Origin of the sequence: Nostoc cf. edaphicum LEGE 07299 (assembly GCF_015207245.1) — a bacterium.
Classification (GTDB): Bacteria; Cyanobacteriota; Cyanobacteriia; order Cyanobacteriales; family Nostocaceae; genus Nostoc; species Nostoc edaphicum_B.
The window spans coordinates 1-4171 of the sequence record NZ_JADEXF010000510.1 but is presented as its reverse complement, the minus strand read 5'-3'; the positions used below and the strand labels follow the sequence as shown (position 1 = coordinate 4171).

3 protein-coding genes are annotated in these 4171 nt (G+C 43.5%); 1 reads left to right on the top strand and 2 read right to left on the bottom strand.

From position 1 onward, the window contains the following. The first annotated feature begins 86 nt into the window (after window positions 1–86). On the top strand, window positions 87–791 hold the full coding sequence (locus IQ229_RS15810; protein ID WP_194045219.1) for a CAP domain-containing protein: 705 nt from the start codon (window positions 87–89) through the stop codon (window positions 789–791). 139 nt (window positions 792–930) lie between these two features. Here the strand turns inward: IQ229_RS15810 and IQ229_RS15805 are convergent, their stop codons facing one another. Together IQ229_RS15805 and IQ229_RS15800 are read right to left on the bottom strand one after the other, a co-directional pair. Then, entirely contained in the window at window positions 931–2313 is a 1383-nt protein-coding gene (locus IQ229_RS15805) for a carotenoid oxygenase family protein (RefSeq protein ID WP_194045217.1), read from the bottom strand. A 131-nt stretch (window positions 2314–2444) separates the two neighbouring features. Next, on the bottom strand, window positions 2445–4171 hold a 1727-nt coding region (locus tag IQ229_RS15800), incomplete at its 5' end, for an efflux RND transporter permease subunit (RefSeq protein ID WP_194045215.1).

Here is a 4171-nt window from a genome sequence, read left to right as displayed (position 1 = left end):
AGCGTATACTGACTTATCTGTGCGTTGAAAATTCTTATTTCTTCTAATTCACTAAATTAATCCATAGAAAAATTGTGAGGTTATCGATGCGTCGCATGAATTTTTGGGTATTTTTGCCAATTACCTTGGTATTGGGCTGCTCAAATCAACTGCTTCAATCTAATCCGTCTGTAGCCAACTCCAACCCAGCAGTAGTTAAACAAAGTAGTCCAACTTTATTAGCAAAGGCTAGTTACCTTTCACCCTTGGAACAACAGGTAATTGTTGAAACAAATAAGGTAAGAACAAATCCTAAAGCATACCTCCCAATTCTGGAAAACTATAGAAAGCGCTTTGAGGGGAACCGAGTCAAAATTTCTAACAATACTTATCTACGAACTCAAGAAGGAGTTAAGGCAGTTGATGAAGCGATCGCATTTCTCAAATCAGCACGTCCTGTAGGAGCCTTGAGTGCATCTAAAGGTATGTCTTTAGGAGCAAAAGATCACGTAAAAGACCAAGACCCAAAAGGTGCTATAGGTCATAATGGTAGCGATGGTAGCAACCCTTTTACTCGCATCAACCGCTATGGTAAATGGCAAACAACCGCAGGTGAAAATATCAGTTATGGACCAAACAGCGCTCAAGATATCGTTATGCAATTAATTATTGATGATGGTGTGAGCGATCGCGGCCATCGAAAAAACATTTTTAACGGTGCTTTTAAAGTCTCTGGTGTTGCTTATGGAACTCACAAATCATATAGAACAATCTGCGTGATTAATTACGCTGGCGGATATAGGGAAAAATAATTTGCGATCGGCAATAGAGAGGATTCTACCTGGTGATTAGAAATCGCGGTTACACAAACCAAGTTCACCTGCCAAAGAATTTGAAACCCGCTTAGGCGGGTTTTGTCTGTGTAGACGCGGTTTCTAACTGCCCATTTAGCTATTCCTCGGCAAACCAAGCACCATGAAACCCGTAAGGCACTCGTTGGGGAATTATCACCCGCGCTACAGGTTTAGCCATCACATCTTGAGCATTCATCACTACTAATTCTGAAGTGTTTGAATTCTCATCGTGGACGAAAGTCATCAGCCAACCATCATCCTCAGCCGTTGCACCAGGACGCGGCGCAAACACAGTTTCACCGCCATAGCGCCCCTGCCCAAATTCATGTATTTGGGATTTTCCATTGCTGAAGTCGTATTTGATGATACCTTCAAATAAAGGTACGGGACTATTTGCCGCTTTGTTAGTGTAGCCATATCGGTTTTGTCGCCCCAATCGGTTTTCGTTGACGCGGGGAAATTCCGAGGCGACATCATCCAACATCTCTTCACGCACTGAACCAGTGTTGAGGTTAAATCGCCAGCGATACAAACGGGGAATATTTGCATCTGGGTCGAGTTGCGAATCATCAGAACTCAAAACAGTTGTAGAACTCATGCGACAGGCAATCAGCACTACTTCGTCTCCATCTTCGTAGGCGTTGAGGGTATGGAAGACATAGCAAGCAGGACTTTCAAACCAGCGGATATTACTGTTGTCACCGTGACGTGGTAAAATCCCGAAACGACTAGAGCGATCGCACTCAAACATCATTAAAGGTTCTCCCCGTTGCGATCGCTCTGGGCTAAAAGTCAGTGGCAAATCCATGAAAATTGTGTAGTTTTCAGTGATGGCAAAATCGTGCATCATCACGCCTATTGGCAGTTCAATTGGCACTGTCCGCAACAGTTCGCCTTGTGCTGAGACCACACTATATTTCAGATACGGTGGCGCAAACAGAGAATAGCCAAAGAAGATCATTTCCCCTGTAACAGGGTCTACCTTGGGATGGGCTGTGAAGGAAGAAACCAGCTTGCCATTGTAGGTGTACTCGCCAATGGTTTCTAATTCAGGCAGTTTAATGGCATGAGGTTTACCTCCCTCGTTCAGCGCCAACATCTGACCAGCGTGCCACACTAAAGCAGTATTGGCAGTATTTTTGTAGCGACCGTGGGGGTTATCCATCTGTGGTGGTTCTAACAACCCAGTCCAGATAGCTTTACCCGCTTCTCGTTCTTTTTTCCATCCGGCTGTCTGGACGTAGCGGTTACGATAAGTGGCTATGCCGTTGCTAATTTGCACACCATGCAACATCCCATCCCCATCAAACCAATGATATTGACCGATAGGCGTCCATTGAGGGTTAGGGCCATTCCGCACAAATATCCCTGATAGATCAAGGGGTAATTCACCGATGACTGGCAATTTTTCGGTGGTGATTTCTTCATGGACTGGAGCAAAATTGCCATCGAGATAGGGATTGACTGCTATTGTTACCATTGTCTTGATTTCAGCGTACATTCGTACTATACATTCTGGTTTGTTATCATGCCCACATGGAAATTTTGAGAGCGTTGTAGAATTTTTGCAAGTCCCTAAATTGATTTGCTTCAATCGATAACGAAAGAGAATCAATCCTCAGCTTTTGTTGAATATACAGCAGTGCTACCATTCAATGACGCAGCTTCTGCTGATATTTCTTGATGCCGATTTGGTTTGATAAATCGCTCTGTTAGCGTTTTAATCACAATATACAAAATCGGGACGACAAACAAACTCAAGAAAGTAGCGATTAACATTCCACCAAAAACTGCTGTTCCCAAAGATTGCCGACTTCCTGCACCAGCACCTGTAGCAATAGCTAACGGAAAAATCCCCAACAGTGTAGAAAAGGCAGTCATCAAAATTGGACGCAACCGCTCTTGTGAAGCTTCAATTACTGCTTTGGTAATCGAAAGCCCTTGGTCTCGCAATTGGTTAGCAAATTCCACAATCAAAATTGCGTTTTTACTAGCTAAACCGATCAACATTACTAGACCAATTTGACAGTAAACATCATTCGCAAAACCCCGCATTGATTGAGCTATAAGCGCTCCAAAGATAGCTAAAGGAACTGATAACAGAATGATAAAGGGGTCAACGTAGTTCTCGTATTGAGCGGCTAGTACCAAAAACACAAAGATTATTCCTAATCCAAAAATCAGGGGTGCTAAACCACCAGAATCTATTTCTTCTAATGCAGTTCCTGACCATTCATAACCATAACCTGCTGGTAAAACTTCTTTAGCAACTTGTTCCATTGCCTTAATTGCGTCTCCAGAACTAGAGCCAGGAGCGGCGGCACCATTAATTTCAATTGAGCGGAATAGATTGTAGTGATTTATTGTTTGCGCTCCCACAGTCGAAGTAACTGTGACTAAGTTACTCAAAGGAATCATTTGATTCTTTTGAGAACGAACATATAGTTTACCAATATCTTTTGGGTTGGAACGAAACTGTTGATCTGCTTGGATATACACCCGATAATTGCGCTGCTGGAGATTAAAATCATTGACATATTGAGATCCCAAAGCAGTTTGTAATGTACTGAAGACATCATCTATGGAAACTTGCAATGATTTAGCTTTATTGCGGTTCACTTCCACAAGCAATTGTGGTGTATCTGCGGCAAAGGTACTAAATACAGCTTGTAATCCTGGTGTTTGATTAGCTTTACCCAGCAACTGACCCATCGACTGGACTAGATTTTCTAAGCCACTGTTACCTCTGCGGTCTTGCAGTTGAAAGACGAAGCCGCCAAAGTTGCCTAAACCCTGAATTGGTGGCGGATTTACAGGAAAAACCCTGGCTTCTGGGATTGCCAATAACTTCCCTTGCAATTTGCCAATAATCGCCTGTACTGATTGATCGGGTCTTGAGCGTTCTGCCCAAGGTTTTAAAGTTGTAAAGATGATGCCGCTATTGGCGGTGCTACCACTAAAACCAAATCCTCCCACGGCGAAAGTCCCCAGGACTTCTGGAAGTGGCAAGATTTCTTTTTCTACTTGTGCCATGACATCGCTGGTATATTGCAGCGAAACTCCTTGAGGTCCTTGGATGATAGTGATGAAGTAGCCTTCGTCTTCATCGGGTAGAAAGGCTGTCGGTACTGTGGTGTACAGCCAAGCAGTCATACCCAAGGAAACGATAAACAACCCAATGACGATGCTTTTGAATCGTACCATCCAGGTAAGCGATCGCTCGTAACCTGACCTTACCCATTCCAAGAATCTATTAATCCGGTCAAAAATCCAACCCAGCCAGCCTGAAGGTTTTTGTCCTTGACGCAGCAACAACCCACACAAAGAAGGTGTTAGTG

Bases quoted from the DNA above. Each gene is read 5' to 3' on its own strand.
- IQ229_RS15810 (WP_194045219.1), top strand. From the start codon at position 87: ATGCGTCGCATGAATTTTTGGGTATTTTTGCCAATTACCTTGGTATTG.
- IQ229_RS15805 (WP_194045217.1), bottom strand. From the start codon at position 2,313: ATGGTAACAATAGCAGTCAATCCCTATCTCGATGGCAATTTTGCTCCA.